The organism is Facklamia lactis (assembly GCF_015863205.1).
Taxonomy (GTDB): Bacteria; Bacillota; Bacilli; order Lactobacillales; family Aerococcaceae; genus Facklamia; species Facklamia lactis.
This window is the reverse complement of sequence record NZ_JACBXQ010000001.1, coordinates 414,812-431,127: the sequence shown is the minus strand read 5'-3', so window position 1 is coordinate 431,127 and position 16,316 is coordinate 414,812. Positions and strand designations below refer to the sequence as shown.

The 16,316-nt window shown below is 38.1% G+C and carries 18 protein-coding genes and 1 other annotated feature; of the genes, 14 read left to right on the top strand and 4 right to left on the bottom strand.

Annotated features, from left to right (window positions below; translation table 11 throughout):
- Nucleotides 1-19 precede the first annotated feature (19 nt).
- From HZY91_RS01960 to rpmA, 14 genes are all read left to right on the top strand, one after another.
- Nucleotides 20-400 (top strand): RidA family protein, encoded by a 381-nt coding sequence (locus HZY91_RS01960; RefSeq protein ID WP_197114162.1) that lies wholly within the window; start codon nt 20-22, stop codon nt 398-400.
- Nucleotides 401-576: 176 nt separating this feature from the next.
- The gene (locus HZY91_RS01955) at nt 577-1,071 is read left to right on the top strand and encodes a thiol peroxidase (protein ID WP_197114160.1); all 495 of its coding nucleotides are present in this window, start codon (nt 577-579) and stop codon (nt 1,069-1,071) included.
- A 62-nt stretch (nt 1,072-1,133) separates the two neighbouring features.
- Nucleotides 1,134-1,886 carry an NAD-dependent protein deacylase gene (locus tag HZY91_RS01950; protein WP_197114158.1) on the top strand — a complete coding sequence of 251 codons (753 nt, stop codon included), beginning with the start codon at nt 1,134-1,136 and terminating at the stop codon, nt 1,884-1,886.
- 332 nt (nt 1,887-2,218) lie between these two features.
- Nucleotides 2,219-4,858 carry a valine--tRNA ligase gene (locus tag HZY91_RS01945; RefSeq protein WP_197114156.1) on the top strand — a complete coding sequence of 880 codons (2,640 nt, stop codon included), beginning with the start codon at nt 2,219-2,221 and terminating at the stop codon, nt 4,856-4,858.
- A 26-nt stretch (nt 4,859-4,884) separates the two neighbouring features.
- Nucleotides 4,885-6,213: a bifunctional folylpolyglutamate synthase/dihydrofolate synthase gene (locus HZY91_RS01940; RefSeq protein ID WP_197114145.1), complete on the top strand. Its 1,329-nt coding sequence runs from the start codon at nt 4,885-4,887 to the stop codon at nt 6,211-6,213.
- Nucleotides 6,214-6,270: 57 nt separating this feature from the next.
- Nucleotides 6,271-6,975 carry a RadC family protein gene (radC, locus tag HZY91_RS01935; protein ID WP_438940298.1) on the top strand — a complete coding sequence of 235 codons (705 nt, stop codon included), beginning with the start codon at nt 6,271-6,273 and terminating at the stop codon, nt 6,973-6,975.
- Nucleotides 6,976-7,140: 165 nt separating this feature from the next.
- Nucleotides 7,141-7,344 (top strand): cold-shock protein, encoded by a 204-nt coding sequence (locus tag HZY91_RS01930; protein ID WP_197114142.1) that lies wholly within the window; start codon nt 7,141-7,143, stop codon nt 7,342-7,344.
- A gap of 172 nt (nt 7,345-7,516) precedes the next feature.
- Complete coding sequence (locus HZY91_RS01925) at nt 7,517-8,542, top strand: rod shape-determining protein (protein ID WP_197114140.1); 1,026 nt, start codon at nt 7,517-7,519, stop codon at nt 8,540-8,542.
- An 18-nt stretch (nt 8,543-8,560) separates the two neighbouring features.
- Nucleotides 8,561-9,409 carry a rod shape-determining protein MreC gene (mreC, locus tag HZY91_RS01920; protein WP_197114138.1) on the top strand — a complete coding sequence of 283 codons (849 nt, stop codon included), beginning with the start codon at nt 8,561-8,563 and terminating at the stop codon, nt 9,407-9,409.
- On the top strand, nt 9,402-9,965 hold the full coding sequence (gene mreD, locus HZY91_RS01915; RefSeq protein ID WP_197114136.1) for a rod shape-determining protein MreD: 564 nt from the start codon (nt 9,402-9,404) through the stop codon (nt 9,963-9,965). The genes mreC and mreD overlap by 8 nt, the downstream gene beginning before the upstream one ends.
- A gap of 96 nt (nt 9,966-10,061) precedes the next feature.
- On the top strand, nt 10,062-11,963 hold the full coding sequence (locus HZY91_RS01910; RefSeq protein ID WP_197114134.1) for a M13 family metallopeptidase: 1,902 nt from the start codon (nt 10,062-10,064) through the stop codon (nt 11,961-11,963).
- A gap of 106 nt (nt 11,964-12,069) precedes the next feature.
- Nucleotides 12,070-12,145 (top strand) — a sequence feature (ribosomal protein L21 leader region).
- A 42-nt stretch (nt 12,146-12,187) separates the two neighbouring features.
- On the top strand, nt 12,188-12,499 hold the full coding sequence (rplU, locus tag HZY91_RS01905; protein WP_197114133.1) for a 50S ribosomal protein L21: 312 nt from the start codon (nt 12,188-12,190) through the stop codon (nt 12,497-12,499).
- 3 nt (nt 12,500-12,502) lie between these two features.
- Nucleotides 12,503-12,844 carry a ribosomal-processing cysteine protease Prp gene (locus tag HZY91_RS01900; protein WP_197114132.1) on the top strand — a complete coding sequence of 114 codons (342 nt, stop codon included), beginning with the start codon at nt 12,503-12,505 and terminating at the stop codon, nt 12,842-12,844.
- A gap of 13 nt (nt 12,845-12,857) precedes the next feature.
- Nucleotides 12,858-13,148 carry a 50S ribosomal protein L27 gene (gene rpmA, locus HZY91_RS01895; protein WP_197114131.1) on the top strand — a complete coding sequence of 97 codons (291 nt, stop codon included), beginning with the start codon at nt 12,858-12,860 and terminating at the stop codon, nt 13,146-13,148.
- Between the two features lie 108 nt (nt 13,149-13,256).
- On the opposite strand, the gene HZY91_RS01890 is transcribed toward rpmA, so the two are convergent.
- From HZY91_RS01890 to HZY91_RS01875, 4 genes are read right to left on the bottom strand one after another with little or no spacing between them, the layout of a single operon-like run.
- Nucleotides 13,257-14,480, bottom strand: a complete 1,224-nt coding sequence (locus HZY91_RS01890) for a hypothetical protein (RefSeq protein WP_197114130.1) — start codon at nt 14,478-14,480, stop codon at nt 13,257-13,259.
- An 11-nt stretch (nt 14,481-14,491) separates the two neighbouring features.
- On the bottom strand, nt 14,492-15,238 hold the full coding sequence (locus tag HZY91_RS01885) for a hypothetical protein (RefSeq protein WP_197114129.1): 747 nt from the start codon (nt 15,236-15,238) through the stop codon (nt 14,492-14,494).
- Entirely contained in the window at nt 15,226-15,918 is a 693-nt protein-coding gene (locus tag HZY91_RS01880; protein WP_197114128.1) for an ABC transporter ATP-binding protein, read from the bottom strand. Before HZY91_RS01880 ends, HZY91_RS01885 begins: the two co-directional genes overlap by 13 nt.
- The gene (locus tag HZY91_RS01875; RefSeq protein WP_197114126.1) at nt 15,911-16,291 is read right to left on the bottom strand and encodes a GntR family transcriptional regulator; all 381 of its coding nucleotides are present in this window, start codon (nt 16,289-16,291) and stop codon (nt 15,911-15,913) included. Before HZY91_RS01875 ends, HZY91_RS01880 begins: the two co-directional genes overlap by 8 nt.
- Between the last annotated feature and the right edge of the window lie 25 nt (nt 16,292-16,316).

The window sequence follows — 16,316 nt, the reverse complement described above, 5'->3', positions numbered from 1 at the left end:
ATAGAAAGAGGAGTTAAAAATGTCAGAAATAAAAACTGTCAATACTGAAAAAGCACCTGCAGCTATTGGGCCATATTCACAAGCAAAAATTATCGGCGATTTAGTATTCTGTTCTGGTCAAATCCCAATTAATCCAGCTTCTGGTGAAGTGGAAGCAGAAGATGTAGTCGGGCAAACTAAACAAGTCATCGCTAATGTGGATGCTTTATTGTCTGCAGCAGGATCTTCAGTGGATAAAGTCATCAAAACGACGTGTTTCCTTGCTGATATGGGTGATTTTGCTACTTTTAATGAGATTTATGGTGAGTACTTTACAAGTAAGCCTGCACGTTCTGCAGTAGCAGTCAAGACATTACCTAAGAATGTTTTGGTAGAAATTGAAGTCATTGCCAGTCTATAGATTAGGATTGACCGCTCCGTTTTTAGGAGCGGTTTTTTTGTTGAGAAAGCTTTGAAAAGGCTGAAGGTTTTCTTCAAGTTAAAGGGAGACCATACATATTGTTTAAATCCTATCTTTAGCTCTGAACTCTCTTGCGTGATATACTGATGCTAAGATCAGATGAAAGGAAGATGACAATGGAAGTTAAATTTTTAGGAGAACCCATTAAAGTCAAAGGAAATCAAATTAAAGTTGGAGATAAGGCTCCAGATGCAATTCTACAGAATGGCGAAGGTGAAGAAGTACAACTTGCTGATATCTTGAAACAGGTGACGATTTTAAGCATTGTGCCGGATGTGACAACGGAAACTTGTCATTTACAGACTAAAAAATTTGCTGAATTGGCTAAAGAGGCAGCGTGGGACTTCTATACGGTCTCTCGTAACACACCCGTTCAATTTAAACAATGGAATGCGGATAATGAATCTGATATCAAGAGTTTAACCGACCACAAACAAGAATTTGGTGATAAATATGGTTTAGAAATTGAACTAAATGGTCATGATCATCTGACTCGTTCAGTCATCATTATTGATCAACAAGGAACGGTTCAATATACTCAATATGTTGAAGAAGTATCTGAACAGCCAAATTACGATGAGGTTATGAACGCGGTTAATCAACTTATTTAACCGGTTAAGAATAAATGGAAACCAGTGGCAGCGTCACTGGTTTTTTTGAAAGGAAGAAAAGAATGGCGGTAGATTTAGTCAAGGTTCAAGAATTTGCCCGAGCGATTCAGGAGAGTCATAAGATTGTCTTTTTTGGTGGGGCAGGCGTATCGACTGCTTCTGGAATTCCTGATTTTCGTTCTGCAGATGGCATTTTTCTTCAGGAAACGGGGACTCAATATTCAGCGGAGCAAATGATTTCACGGTCTTTTTATGAACAATTTCCCAGTCTCTTTTTTGATTTTTATTTTGATAAATTAGTTTATCCAGAAGTGGAACCTAGTTTATCACATAGCTTTTTAGTGGATCTCGAAAGAAAGGGGAAGGACGTCTCTGTTGTGACGCAAAATATTGATGGTCTCCATCAAAAAGCAGGGTCACAACAGGTTTATGAATTGCATGGATCGGTTTTAAACAATTATTGCAGTCAGTGTCACGCTTTCTATTCTTTGGAGGAGTTAGAGAAAGACCCAGAAGGGATTCCGCGGTGCCCTGTAGATGGCGCAATCGTGAAGCCAGATGTCGTGCTCTACGAGGAGCAGTTGGATCAAGCAACGATCATGATGGCGATACAAGCGATTAGTCAAGCAGAGATGATGATCATTGCAGGAACGTCCTTGAATGTTTACCCAGCCGCAAGCTTTATTCAATATTTTAAGGGACGATATTTAGTCGTTATTAATAAGACAAGCCTGCAAGTGATGTATCCGAATGTTTTGGTCTTCGAGCATCCGATTGAGGAAGTGTTTGCAGAAGTGGCGGATATTTTAAATTAAGAGGTTCTGCTTCAAGGGTGTCTTGTTTATCTGCATCAAACATGGTAAAATGATCCCAACTTAACCTAATAAACCGACTGTGAAGAGAAGAGTAGTTTGTCAAACTAATAGAGAGGGAATCAAGTGGTGAAAGTTCCTAGACAAATGAATGTAGCTTGGAGTTATGAAGCATGAGAAATGTAAATTAGTGCTTCACGGAGAGAAGAACTCTTCGTTACCAAATGAGAGGTTCACTTTCGAAGTGAATAAATATTAGGTGGTACCACGTAAATCACGTCCTATGCGCAGGCATAGGATTTTTTTATGGGTTAATTTGATAAAGGAGTGGTAAGATGAAGCGACAAGAAATGCCAACTAAGTACCAGCCCCAAGATGTTGAGGCAGGTAAATATCAAGAATGGTTAGAGAAAGGGGTCTTTGAACCCTCTGGTGATCCCGAGGCGGAGCCGTACTCAATTGTGATTCCGCCACCAAATGTTACCGGTAAACTGCACCTAGGTCATGCCTGGGATGTCACTTTACAGGATATGATTATTCGTTCTAAGCGAATGCAAGGTTATGACACCTTATGGCTACCTGGAATGGACCATGCAGGAATTGCCACCCAAGCGAAAGTAGAAGAGAGAATGCGTGAGGAAGATGGTATCAGTCGCCATGACCTAGGGCGTGAGAAGTTCTTAGCGAAAACTTGGGATTGGAAAGAAGAATATGCTTCAATTATCCGTCAACAATGGGCAAAAATGGGAATTTCGGTGGATTATCAGCGTGAGCGTTTCACTTTAGATGAAGGTTTAAATCAAGCGGTAAATAAAGTTTTTGTTGATCTTTATAACAAAGGGTTGATCTATCGTGGCGAATATATTATTAACTGGGATCCTAAAGCCCAAACCGCATTATCTGATATTGAAGTTATTCATAAGGATATTGAAGGAGCTTTCTATCATATCCATTATCCAATTGTGGGTTCAGAAGAAATGGTGGAGATTGCTACGACTCGACCGGAAACTATGCTGGGGGATACTGCGATTGCTGTTCATCCAGAAGATGAACGTTATCAACATTTAATAGGTCAGAAGGTTCTCTTGCCATTGGTAAATCGTGAAATTCCAATTGTGGCAGATGAATATGTAGATCGCGAATTTGGAACGGGCGTGGTTAAAATTACTCCGGCTCATGATCCAAATGACTTTGAAGTTGGAAATCGTCATGATTTACCTAGAGTGAATGTGATGAATAAAGACGCTACTATCAATCAAAATGGCGGTAAGTATCAAGGGATGGATCGTTTTGATGCGCGTAAATTGATCATTGAAGACCTTAAAGACTTAGGATACTTAGTGAAAATTGAAGAGATGATTCATAGTGTTGGACATTCTGAACGCTCTGATGCGGTAGTAGAACCTTATCTATCTACTCAATGGTTTGTTAAGATGGAAGAATTAGCAAAGCAAACGATTGAGAATCAAAGTACTGAGAATGCGGTAGAATTTTATCCTACTCGCTTCAATCAAACCTTTATGACTTGGATGGAAAATATACACGATTGGGTTATTTCACGTCAATTATGGTGGGGTCACCAAATTCCAGCCTGGTACCATAAGGAAACAGGTGAAATATATGTAGGAATTGAAGCTCCTGATAATGCAGAGGAATGGGAACGTGATTCGGATGTTTTAGACACTTGGTTTTCTTCTGCTTTATGGCCATTTACGACCATGGGTTGGCCAGAAGAAACGTCTGATTATGAGCGCTATTTTCCAACGGACACTCTTGTGACGGGTTATGATATCTTAACATTTTGGGTAAGTAGGATGATATTCCAGTCTTTAGAATTTACGGGTCAACGTCCTTTCAAGAACGTTTTACTTCATGGTTTAATTCGGGCTGAAGATGGCCGTAAGATGTCTAAGTCACTGGGAAATGGGATCGACCCGATGGATGTGATTGATGAATATGGGGTAGACTCTCTACGTTGGTTCTTATCGACGGGGTCCACGCCAGGTCAAGATGTTCGTTACTCTACTGAAAAGATGGGAGCGGCTTGGAATTTTATTAATAAGATTTGGAATGCTTCTCGTTATGTTTTAATGAATGTCGATGACTTAACTCTGGATAACTTAGCCATAGGAGACGATTTGACTTTGGCAGACCAATGGATTCTTTCTAAATTGCAGACGACTATTTCAGAAGTAAGCCGCCTTTTTGAGAAATTTGAATTTGGTGAAGCAGGTAAAATTTTATACCACTTTATTTGGAATGATTATTGTGATTGGTATATTGAAATGACCAAGGAACAATTACAAGATCAAACGGCTGAACATAAAACGACAAAATCTGTTTTGATTCATGTACTAGATCAATTCCTTCGTCTTTTACACCCGATTATGCCATTTGTAACGGAAGAAATTTGGCAGCAAATCGCTATGCCTGGTCAATCAATCGTAACGGCCGCTTATCCTCTGGTAGATTCTAACTATCAGAACCCTGATGCTGAGAAAGCTATGGAACAATTGATTGAAGTGATTACAGCCGTTCGTCAAATTCGTAATGAAATGAATACCCCATTATCAAAAGCTTTAGCAATTACGATTAAGGCTCACAATGAGGAAATAGTGGAGCGACTTGAAGCTAATCAAGCGTATATTAACCGCTTCTGTAATGCGTCTAGCTTAAGCATTGGAACGGAACCTCAAGTAGAAGAAGAAATGGTCATCCAAACTTTAGCTTTTGCACAAGTCATGATTCCTTTGGCAGGACTCGTTAAGATTGAAGATGAAATCAAACGACTCGAACAGGAAGCTGATAAATTAACGAAAGAAGTAGACCGAGTAGTCAAGAAATTAGCAAATGAGAAGTTTGTGGCCAAAGCACCTGCTGAAGTAGTAGAAGGGGAGCGTGCTAAACAAGTAGATTACCAACAACAATTAGCCGCTGTTCAGCAACGAATTATTGAATTAAAAGAATTGATATAATCATTTTCGTTTAGAAGGAGCAGTTTATGAAATTTACTAAGGTAGAAGAGGCAACAAATTGGCTATTAAGTCAGGTGAATCCAATCCCTCGACCTGATATGACTAAGATGTATCAAGCACTCGAATATGTGGGCAATCCTCATCGAGATTTGCCTGTTATTCATATTACAGGAACGAATGGGAAAGGATCGACCCTTGCTTACTTGAGAGACATGCTCTTGAGTCAAGGGGTAAAAGTAGGGACTTTTACTTCGCCTCATATCATGCGCTTTAATGAACGAATTGCTTTTAATGGTGAGAATATATCTGATCGGGACTTGATTCGTTTGACCAACCAATTAGTGGAATTAAATGAATACATGGAAGCAGAATCCGAATATGGCCGTTTAATTTATTTTGAATTATTTACGATTATGATGGCTCTTTATTTCCAAGAGAAAAAAGCAGAAATTTGTTTAATCGAAGCTGGCATTGGTGGGATGCAAGATTGTACAAATGTTCTGGATGGAGAAATAGCAGTTATAACCTCTATTGCCATGGATCATGCGGACATGTTGGGCGATAGTTTAGAAGCCATTGCCCTAGAAAAAGCAGGCATAATTAAAACCAGACGTCATGTGGTAACGGGCCAAATACAAGCTTCTCCCTTAGCGGTGATTGACAAATGGGCACAAGCAAGACGGGCTCAACATGACCGTTTTAATCACGAATTTTCTATTTCAGAGATTCAACGACAAGGAGCTCAGGGAACGTGCTTTAAATTTAGTAATCAGGAAGGTTTAGATTTAGATGTGACGATCTCGATGATTGGAGATCACCAGATCCGGAACGCAAGTCTAGCAATTCAGGTTTTTCATCAGTGGATGAACATGAGAGGGCAATCAATTGATTGGAGACTTGCCTTGAAAGCTATGAATGAGACCCAATGGCTAGGTCGGTTGGAACAAGTTCACCAAGCTCCCTATATTTATCTGGATGGGGCCCATAATCTGGAAGGGCTTGAGGCTTTAAAAGCAGTGGTTACTGAGTATTTGCAAGCGTATCACCTAACGGTCATTTATGGTGGGCTCAAAAAGAAAAATCAAGCAGAGCAAGTTCCTTTATTGTTAGATTTTGAAAGTCAGAAAATCTTTTTAACGTCATTTAAGCATTTTGAATCCATGCAAAAAGAGGATTTTGAAGAAATTCGATTCAGTTTAGATTCTGAGAAGGCTAAGAAAATGACTTACGTAAGCGATTGGCAGGAATGGTTGGATACTTATATTCATGACCATCAAGGACAAGAAGAAGCCTTGCTCTTGATCACAGGCTCTCTATACTTTGTTTCGGAAGCAAGAAATTATTTATTAAATTAAGAACAGAATAGCGCATCCTCCTTTAATATGGGTAATTATATTAAAGGGGGATTTTTGGTGGGTAAAAGTATAGTATCACAATTTCAAACCATTCCAAGGGAGGAGCTCCCACGTGAACGATTGCTTCAATATGGAGAAAAGAGTCTATCAAATCAAGAATTATTAGCCATTCTCTTTCGAACGGGGAGTCGTCATGAGAGTGTTTTGGAGCTAGCTCGCCGATTTTTACAGAAATTTGACCATCTGAATGCTATTAAGCGAGCTTCTATTGAAGAATATCAGTCAATCCAGGGGATTGGTCCTACGAAGGCGATTGAATTAAAGGCAGCCATTGAATTAGGAACTAGAATTTCATCGTCAACGATTCCTCGATATGGCCAATTGTCTTCAACCCAACAAGCCGGAGCATGGTTCGTACAAGAAATGAGTGATCTGCAACAAGAACATCTCATGGTGCTTTTTCTGACAAGTAAGAATGAAGTCATTCGTAAACAAACAATCTTTATGGGATCGGTCAATACTTCCGTGGCTCATCCTCGAGAAATCTTTAAGGAAGCGGTCAAATATCCAACTGCAAGAATGTTGATCGCTCACAATCATCCTTCAGGCAATTACGAGCCTTCGCCTGCAGATTGGGCCTTTACTAGGCGGATGATTGCCTGTGGTGAAATGATGGGAATTGAGCTTTTGGATCATTTAATAATTGGCGAAAATGCTTATTATAGTTTACGCGAAGAAAGTCGTATTTTTGATGAAATTTAGATTAAATTGAACTTATTTTAATAAAAGGGTTTGCTAAATATAAAGAACTTTGCTAGAATAAACTTATGTTTTTGTAAGCGGTATTATAGTTTGGAATTATCCACTTCGTACCAGTAACAGAAATATAAATTAGTATGTGCTAAGGCACGAGGAGGAAATTTGTAAATGGAACAAGGAACAGTTAAATGGTTTAATGAGTCTAAAGGGTTTGGTTTTATCGAGCGCGAAGGAGACTCAGATGTATTTGTACATTTCTCAGCAATCCAAGGTGATGGATTCAAGACTTTAGCTGAAGGTCAAGCAGTTAGCTTTGATGTAGAGGACGGCGCACGTGGACCTCAAGCTGCTAACGTTGAGAAAATCTCTTAATCATTGATTAAATAAATATTTAATAGCCAACCAAATTTTTGGTTGGTTTTTTTGTTGTATTAAAGCAAGTTTATTGTTAAATTATGAAGGCAAGTTAAATAAGAGTGGTAGTTTTTATGAGGCATTTTTGCTATAATTTATGGAGTTATTGTTTAGGTGAGGAGGAATAAAGATGGCAATTTTTGGAAAGCAGGCATTAGGAATTGATTTAGGAACTGCCAATACCATCATTTATATTGCCAATAAAGGAGTCGCATTACGAGAACCCTCCATTGTGGCTTTGCGCAAAGAAACGGGCGAAGTGGTCGCCTATGGTAAAGAAGCTTCAAAGTTAGTCGGGCGGACTTCTGATACGTATGAAACTCTTCATCCAATCCGAAATGGTGTAATTGCTAATTTTTCTTTGACCAAGCAGATGTTAGGACACTTTATTCAACAAGCGGTTAATCATTCTTTTGGGAAGCCAGAAGTTGTGATTTGTGCACCGAGTAAGATTTCAAAAGTAGAACGAAAAGCAATCATTGATGCCATCAAAGCCTTAGGAATCAATCGGGCAATGATTATTGAAGAGCCTTTTGCAGCAGCAGTTGGTGCTGAATTAGCGATTGAAGAACCACGAGGAAAGATGGTCGTTGATATAGGTGGAGGGACCACTGACATTGCCACTATTTCCTATGGTGAAATTGTGCACTCTTTGACTTTGATAGCAGGTGGAAATAGTATGAATGAAGGAATAGCGGCTCATGTTCGTCAAGAGCACCAATTGGTCATTGGAGACTATACCGCTGAAACCTTAAAAATGGTGATTGGAACGGCTATGCCAGAGCAAGGTGACTTAGAAGATCACTTAGTTGTTAAAGGTCGTAATGTCGCCCTGGGTGTTCCAGGTGATGCGAAGGTCTCATCTAAATTAGTCTTAGAAGCAATTGATGAAGTCATTAGTCAGATAATTGTCGGCATTAAGCAAGTGCTTGAGCAAACTCCGCCAGAATTATCAGCAGATATTATGGAAACAGGTATTGTATTGACAGGAGGAGGCTCGCTGCTTAAGCGAATGCCTAAAAGAATTGAAAAAGAAATCGGAGTGCCGGTAGTTTTAGCGGACTTACCTATGGATTGTGTCGCTATCGGTGCGGGCAAAATGATTAAAGAACTAGATCGTCAATCACGAATAATTGAGAAAAAATCTCGCCTATAGTAAGAAAGAGGGCTCGATATGTTTAATAATAAAAGATTAATTGGTATCCTTTTGGGTGCGATTGCAATAGTAAGTTTAATTTCCTATTCACTTTTTAATCGTACAAATAATATTGTCAAAAGTGCAGTCAACGAAACGGTTTCTTGGACGGGACGGGCTCTATCAGAACCAGTCAATGTTGTGGTGCGCTTTGTTAATTCGGTCGATGACTTGGTCAATACATTTGAAGAGAATGAGGCTCTAAAGTCTAAGATTGACCAAACTTATGAAATGCAGGTTCGAATTGCTGATTTGGAAACAGAGAATGGCAAGTTACGTCAAGAACTTAAATTATCTGAAACCCTATCAAATTTTTCGAGTTTACATGGTACTGTTATTTCCCGTAACCCTGATCAGTGGACTGAAACATTGATGATTAATGTTGGTTCTAAACAAGGTGTTGAAGAGAACATGGCGGTAATGGCGGGGAATGGTTTAATTGGACGAGTGATTGAAGTCAATCCGACTTCATCGAAGGTTCTCTTATTAACCTCTACTCAATCAGCGGATGGTATGGTTTCAGCTCGTATTCAAATTGATGAAGAAGAAGGAAACTCAGCGATCGGGATTATCAGTGACTACGATCCAGCCACTAAAGAATATGTGATGACTCAAGTGAGTCCTGATGCTAAAGTAAAGAAAGGCAATATGGTGATCACTTCTGGTTTGGGTGGCGTTATTCCTTCGACCCTATTAATTGGGGAAGTCACTTCTACCGAAATGGATGCTTATGGTCTTTTCCAGACAGTTCGAGTGAAGCCAGCTGGAGAAATGACGGATATTCGTTTTGTTACGGTGATCTTACGAGAGGGTGGAGAGAGTGAGTAGTATTTCAACAGGTAAGCTATATAGCCGAGAGCGAAATATAAAGGGGATTGTCCCACTAATCTTATTAATAGGCCTAGTCATTGATTCTGCTTTACCTGCAATGTTTCCTAATCAATTTATTGGGAATGAACAAACGATTGTGTCTCATTTGCTCGTCTATTTCATTGTTACCTTTGCTTTTTATTTGAGAAACTCTTATATATCGTTTTATAGCTTTATCTTTGGCTTATTACATGATTCTTACAACACTACTTTATTAGGATTTTATGCGATCGTTTATTTTCTAATTACCTGGTTAATTCTTTCCATTCGACGCTATTTCCCAAGAAATGCGATTGTTCATTTTATGCTATTTATTGTGATGGTGACGATTGTTGAATTTGTGACTTACTTTTTCTATTTAAAAGTAGGGATTGCCGAAGTAGACTTACAAAATTTTATTATTACTCGTCTAGGACCGACATTAATCTTTAATACGGCTTTGTCTTTCTTTATGTATTTACCGACACGAGGCCTCTTGCAATGGTTGGGTTATGACGATCATATTATTTTTTAATGGTGATACTCCTTCGGGAGTATTTTTTTATTTTATTTAGTAAGCGGATTCAAGACTTGTGGTATAATAAGCTTATTAAAATAAGGAGATGATCGAATGTCAGTAAAACTTGAGCTTGTAAAAGATGATTTATATCAAGCGGTAAACGGAGAATGGTTAGCGACGGCTGAAATACCTGCTGATAAATCAGCGGCTGGGGGCTTTTCTGAATTAGGAAAAGAAGTAGAAGAATTATTAATGGCAGATGCTGAGGGAATGGCAGAAGGAAGAATAGAAGTTGATGATCCCAGTCTGCAAGAGTTTATAAAATATTACCAACTTGCTCGAAATTTTGAGCAAAGGCAGAAAGCAGGGGTTCATGAAGCCAAAGACTTGTTAGATCAGATCCTAGCAGTTGAAAACTTTGACGAAATGGCAGAACTGCTTGCTTCAATAACTTTGCGTAGCCTTTCATCTCCTATTCCCATGTATGTAACCGCTGATATGAAAGATGCGGAACATTATGCCTTACATATCGATGTTCCCGAGCTAATTTTACCGGATGTTCCTTATTATCAGGAAGACCATCCGACTGGAACTAAATTGTTGGAATTATATGAGAAACAATCCATTGAATTATTGCAAGCGTATGGTTATGATTTAGACCAAGCTAAGAGGCATCTTCAAAATGCGATGGAACTGGATCAAGCTTGGTCCGCTTATCAGAAGACAAAAGAAGAATTAGCAGATTACACGAAACATTATCATTCACATACACCTGAAGAATTTAGAGCCTATAGTCAAAAAATTGACTTATTAGCAGTCGTTGAGAAGGTTGTGGGCCATATTCCAGAAAAAATTATTTTGGTTCAAGTGGACCTATATCAGCATTTTGATTCATTAATTGGGGAGACAGTGGACAAACTACGATCATGGATCTTAGTGAATGTCGCTAATGGGATCTCCGCTTACTTTACTGAAGATGTTCGACAAATTGGGAGTCAATTTCAATTGGCATTAACTGGTAATCCCGAAACGGATAGTCCAGAAAAAAGAGCCTATAATCAAGCGCGCATGATGTTCAATCAGCCTTTTGGTATTTATTATGGAGAAAAATACTTTGGGCCAGTCGCCAAAGCGGATGTTCATGAGATGGTCAGTAATATGATTCAAGTGTATAAAGAACGTTTAGATGCGAATACGTGGCTCAATCGTGAAACGATCGATAAGGCCATCACTAAACTTAATGTTATTGAAATAATGGTGGGGTACCCAGATCATTACCCTGAATTTTACCAGCAATTAAAAGTCGATTCTAATTTGTCTTATTTCCAGAATAGTCAACAATTGGTGCTCTATCATATTAAAGCCGATATGGAAACAGTGGGGCACAAGGTAGATCGAACAAAGTGGGAAATGCCAGCCGATATGGTCAACGCTTACTTTGATCCACAAGCGAATGTGATTTGTTTCCCAGCTGCTATTTTACAGCCACCTTTTTATAGCATTAAGCAATCACGTTCTGCTAACTATGGCGGAATTGGAGCGGTCATTGCACATGAAATTTCCCACGCTTTTGATAATAATGGAGCTAAAATTGATGAAAAAGGAAATTTAAATAACTGGTGGACAGAAGCAGATGAGGCCGCTTTTTCAGAAAAATCGCAAGCCATGATTGACCAATGGGATGGTCTTCCACATGCTGGGGGTCAAGTGAATGGAACACTGACTGTATCTGAAAATATTGCTGATGGAGGTGGTTTGACTGCTGCTTTAGAAGCACTGAAGAAGGAAGAAGAAATAGATCTTAAAGAATTCTTCTATAATTGGGCACGAATTTGGTGTATGAAGGCACGACCAGAATATGAAGAGCTATTACTTCAAATCGATGTTCATTCACCTGCTCTCTTAAGAGCCAATATGCAAGTGAAAAACATGGATGATTTCCATGAGGCGTTTGGAATTCAGGAAGAGGATGGAATGTGGTTGGCTCCAGAAGACCGGGTCATCATTTGGTAAACTTTTAAGAGCTTGCTAAGCAGGCTCTTTTTTGTTTGGAAATAGAAATAAAGATTGACCTTAGGAATAATCTTTGATAGAATACCAATGTTGTATTTGTGTAGCACCACAACTGCAACCGCTCATTCTTAAGTATAGAAGTGTTGATTAAACCACTTAAGTTGGCGAGTCTAAGTGTAGGTAATTACTGGTTACCGAAAATCTATTATATAGGAGGTGCTTGAATGTACGCAATTATCAAGACTGGCGGCAAACAAGTTAAAGTTGAAGAAGGACAATCGATCTTCGTTGAGAAGTTAGATGTTGCTGAAGGTGACAAAGTCACTTTTGATGAAGTAGTTCTAGTAGGTGGCGAAGGTGAAACTAAAGTTGGATCACCATTCGTATCAGGAGCTTCAGTTGAAGCAACTGTTGAGAAGCAAGGACGTGAGAAGAAAGTGGTTACTTTCAAATATCTACGTCGTAAAGATTCTCATCGCAAACAGGGACACCGTCAACCATATACTAAATTAGTCATCGATTCTATTAAAGCATAGACAATGATTCGTATTAAAGTTGAGATAGCAGACAAGGACATCGTTCAGGCAATTGAAGTGACGGGACATGCAGATTATGCGGAACATGGCCAAGATATTGTCTGTGCAGCAGTTTCTAGCCAAGTCATTTCGATTGAGAACTCATTATATCAACTGCTTCATATTCCCGTTAAGACGAAAGTCAATGAAAGCCAAGGTGGCTATCTAAAGATTGAACTTCCTGAGATTGAATCAAAGCAAGTTTCTCATGATGCTCAACTATTAATGAAGCATCTAATCTTTGCTTTAGAAGTCACTGCAGAAGCTTATCCAGAATATATCCAGATAAAACAAGTTAAATTATAGGAGGTGCAGGCAGATGTTGAAGTTAAACTTACAACTATTCGCAACTAAAAAAGGTGGAGGTTCTACTCAAAACGGTCGTGACTCGATTGCTAAGCGTTTAGGCGCTAAAGTTGGAGACGGCGAAGAAGTACATGGTGGAACAATTATTTACCGCCAACGTGGAACCAAAATCCACCCAGGAAATAATGTTGGACGTGGTGGCGATGATACATTATTCGCTAAAATTGATGGTGTTGTTAAATTTGAACGTAAAGGTAAAAAACTAAAACAAGTTTCAGTTTACCCAATTGCAGCTGAAGCATAATAACAAGTAAAAAAACCTCCTGCTCCGTGCAGGAGGTTTTTTAGTTGAATCATTTTAGAAAAATCTGTTGAGAAGTTAACAGCTTACTCGCTTGAACAAGTTTTTTTATTAGAAATCTTCTTCGTATAAAAGATAAGAAGCATAATTAGGATGAAAATTTATTTTTCCTAAATAGTCTTTTTGGCCTGTTTTAAGATTATATGCCAACAGATATTGTCTTTGATTTTGATTGATGAGTAATTGTAAACAGCCGTCTGAACTAATATGACGAATCAAGTAACGAGGCTCATTGTGTTTAGGTCTAGAGGATGAATCAATCAGGTCTTTTGATTTCAGGTTGATAAAATCATAAGAAGGTTCTATATGTTCTTCTATTAAAGAATAAGGAACGATTTGATTTTGTGTATTGAGAAAATAGAGACTCTCCTTACTGGCTGCAAAGAATTGATTTCCTTCGGGAAGATTGACCATCTTCCATTTTTCTTCTTCGAGATCAAAGTAAAGATATTCTAGCGTTTTTTTGTCTGGATCCTGCCTTTTTAATAAAGTAAAAGGGGCATCAGTCGAACTATTATGAGGGATGTTATTATACTTAATTGTTGTTTGGGATTCATTCGTCGAATAAAAGTTATGATACATATTATCAAGGGGAAAATATTGGTTGGATTGGTTAGATAGTAGCTTAAATTCAGCTTGTTGATCAAGATAATTTAATTTATAAATACTGGTATGGCTTAATTCTTGTTCACTTTCTTCATTTTTCAGACCAGTTTCAGAATAGTTTAACATTAAATAGATTTGTTGATCGACGATTTTTAGATCAATTATCCAATCGCTCGTTTCTTGGGAAGAAGAGATTGGTTTATTCGGAAGGGGAAGTGTTTTTTCAAATAGTTGATCATTGGCCTGATCAAAAAATTTTACTTCAACTTCTTCAACTTGGCGATCTTTAGATTGATGATTTACGATGTATGCCCAGAGATATAATGAATCTTGATGAAGAATATCTTCTGAATCTTGCAACGATTGTTGGATGTCAGAATCGAATGCTGATAAGTCAGGTAATGATGAATATTGTTCAAATGACCACTGATGATCAGTTGTTAGTATTTTATTTTGTTTGAGGATAGCAGGACGATTGGCAACAAATTCAGCCTCGGCGTTTAAAAGGCTTAAGCTGCCACTTTTATCAAATTCTTCCGGCATTTGGCCATGGATATCCTCGACTTCTGCTTGAATAGGTGGGTTCCATCCATAATAAGAGATTCCCATAAGTAAGAGAAATCCACAAAGGATGATGAATCGAATGAGCATTTGTTTTTGATAGCGCATAGAAATCCTCCTTAAATGTGTAGTTTTTTAATCATGAATTTTATACTGATAAATTGAGTGAGACATCCCATTCCTATTATCGAAATTGGAAGAACGAGATCATAATGATAGGTATTTGGAATAAGGCACCTGCTTATAAGCTGGGTGAAGGCGAAAAGGATGAAAAATAAGGTAAACACTAATGGAAGGGTGTAATACCAAGCATAGATTCTCTCTAATAAAATAGCTAAAAAAGCGATCGGGACGAGTGAAAACCAGGCTAATAAATAGATGAGACTATTTATGGGACTTTCATTGATAAAACTTGAAAATAACTGATGAAAGTTAAAAATTAAGTATAGAGGCATCTGAGCCTCTGATGAAGTAGAGACAAGCCCTTTAAACGCTAGATGAACTAGGTAAATAGAAAAGTAAACGACAGAAATTGTTAATAAATAATAATATAGTAAGGTTAATAATTTTGCCCAATAGAGATCGCTTTTACGGATGGGGGCAGAGAGCCATCGATTAATCATCTTTGCTTGGCCAAACCACTCTTGATACCAGATTTTGATAGTCAAGAGAATCATGGTGGTGATGCCGATGAAGATTCCAAGAGATAATAAGGAATTTAATAGAGTTAGGATGCTATTGTTGTCAGTGTTCCAATTTAAAAGAATGACTGAAAAGCCTATGATCAAATAAATAATCAAAGAAAAGACCCAAAGTGCCTGTAATCTTTTAATATTGAAATAGCATAATTTGATTATATTTTGCATGAATGTATCTCCTCTCTTACCCATTCAACTAATGATTGTCCTGTAGATGCTCTTAGATCTTCAAGATATTCTGAGCGTATAATTTTTCCATTTTCCATCATGAGGGCACGATCAATAAAAACTTCTACATCATATAATTCGTGAGTTGACACTAGGACTCCACATTGCTCTTGAATAAAATGGCCAAATAATTCGAGTGTTTTTTCTCGACTAAAAACATCAATGGCAGCGAAAGGTTCATCTAAGATGAGATAATCTGCATCAATTGATAGACCTAACATTAAATTTAATTTAGCTTGATTCCCTTTGGAAAGCTCTTTGATTTTTGTTTGGTTATCTAATTCAAAGAATTTCTGAATTTCTATTGCCCGTTTCTGGTTCCAATTAGGATAGAAATGCTGCATAAAATCTTTACATTCTTTGATGGTCATGGAAAAAGGTAGGTTGAGTGAGTCGTTGACGTGAACAATCCTTCCTTTGGATTTTTCGATAGGTACTTGATTAACAGTAATTTCTCCTTGATAGGGAATTAAACCAGCAAGACAGTTTATGAGTGTTGATTTACCAGCTCCATTATGGCCAATTAAGCCTGTGATTTCTCCTGGCTGAATTTGACAGTTGATGTCTGTGAGCACCTTCTTATTTTTAAAAGATTTGTTGAGTCCTTGGATATCAATCATGATGGCGTTCCTCCTTTGCTTCGTGATAGCGTGCTTGTATTTCATCCAAGACTTTCTGAATATCTATATCCATTGGCACAAGAGTTGTTACCAGAGAATGGATCGCAAGATCGATACTCTCTGATTTGAGTTCATTTATTAATTGTCTATCCTCAGTAATAGTGCTTGGGCGTTGTGGCAACGTGTTGATCATGCCTAATTCCTCCATTTCTTTAAAAGCTTTTTGGACGGTGTTGGGGTTTACTTTCCATTCGTCCGCTAACTGACGGCGTGAGGGCAGTTGGAATCCGGGAGGATATTCACCAATAACGATTTTTTGTTTAACGATTTCAACAATTTGCGTATAAATGGGAATATTGTTTACAAATTTCATGGCTTCACCTCTTTTTTTGTATTAA

Coding starts and splice junctions, on each gene's coding strand:
- HZY91_RS01960 (WP_197114162.1), top strand. CDS start 20: ATGTCAGAAATAAAAACTGTCAATACTGAAAAAGCACCTGCAGCTATT.
- HZY91_RS01955 (WP_197114160.1), top strand. CDS start 577: ATGGAAGTTAAATTTTTAGGAGAACCCATTAAAGTCAAAGGAAATCAA.
- HZY91_RS01950 (WP_197114158.1), top strand. CDS start 1,134: ATGGCGGTAGATTTAGTCAAGGTTCAAGAATTTGCCCGAGCGATTCAG.
- HZY91_RS01945 (WP_197114156.1), top strand. CDS start 2,219: ATGAAGCGACAAGAAATGCCAACTAAGTACCAGCCCCAAGATGTTGAG.
- HZY91_RS01940 (WP_197114145.1), top strand. CDS start 4,885: ATGAAATTTACTAAGGTAGAAGAGGCAACAAATTGGCTATTAAGTCAG.
- HZY91_RS01930 (WP_197114142.1), top strand. CDS start 7,141: ATGGAACAAGGAACAGTTAAATGGTTTAATGAGTCTAAAGGGTTTGGT.
- HZY91_RS01925 (WP_197114140.1), top strand. CDS start 7,517: ATGGCAATTTTTGGAAAGCAGGCATTAGGAATTGATTTAGGAACTGCC.
- mreC (WP_197114138.1), top strand. CDS start 8,561: ATGTTTAATAATAAAAGATTAATTGGTATCCTTTTGGGTGCGATTGCA.
- HZY91_RS01910 (WP_197114134.1), top strand. CDS start 10,062: ATGTCAGTAAAACTTGAGCTTGTAAAAGATGATTTATATCAAGCGGTA.
- rplU (WP_197114133.1), top strand. CDS start 12,188: ATGTACGCAATTATCAAGACTGGCGGCAAACAAGTTAAAGTTGAAGAA.
- HZY91_RS01900 (WP_197114132.1), top strand. CDS start 12,503: ATGATTCGTATTAAAGTTGAGATAGCAGACAAGGACATCGTTCAGGCA.
- rpmA (WP_197114131.1), top strand. CDS start 12,858: ATGTTGAAGTTAAACTTACAACTATTCGCAACTAAAAAAGGTGGAGGT.
- HZY91_RS01890 (WP_197114130.1), bottom strand. CDS start 14,480: ATGCGCTATCAAAAACAAATGCTCATTCGATTCATCATCCTTTGTGGA.
- HZY91_RS01885 (WP_197114129.1), bottom strand. CDS start 15,238: ATGCAAAATATAATCAAATTATGCTATTTCAATATTAAAAGATTACAG.
- HZY91_RS01880 (WP_197114128.1), bottom strand. CDS start 15,918: ATGATTGATATCCAAGGACTCAACAAATCTTTTAAAAATAAGAAGGTG.
- HZY91_RS01875 (WP_197114126.1), bottom strand. CDS start 16,291: ATGAAATTTGTAAACAATATTCCCATTTATACGCAAATTGTTGAAATC.